Source organism: Candidatus Aquicultor secundus (assembly GCF_002791875.1).
GTDB lineage: Bacteria > Actinomycetota > Aquicultoria > Aquicultorales > Aquicultoraceae > Aquicultor_A > Aquicultor_A secundus.
On sequence record NZ_PFNG01000242.1, the window covers coordinates 1,668 to 2,200 of the forward strand.

The window sequence follows — 533 nt, forward strand, 5'->3', positions numbered from 1 at the left end:
AAGAGTTTTTGTAACCAGACATGTTTCTTTAGCTTTCGATTAAGTTGCTTAGGGTTTCTGCAAGATATCTCATCTAGCACCCTATGTCGTTAATGTTACTCAATGAGTAACATTAGATACATGAAGTGTGACTATTTCAGTAATCATACTTATGATCTGAGTTATGATCTGAGCAAAATCAGGGGATCGGTTTCGAACTTTCTCCAAAAACAAAAATGGCTCGTCAAAGCCATTACTGCCGTGGTTCGAATTACGTCCTGTCCGGGGTTATGAATTATTCGAACCGATATTTTGGCTCTACAGAGCCTTAATAACCATATTCTTCCAAATGGCTCCCCGGATCGGATTCGAACTCCATAGCTTATAACCGCTCAATCCAACCACATCCCTCATCCCAAATACCCATCCATTACCATAAACCCAACCCTTCCCCCACCTAGCAACAGCTAAAACGCCTCGATTGGTATATAATATCCAAAACAGCTATCGATGGCCGGTGATAAACAATGGAAGAACGGTTGCAAAAATTTATG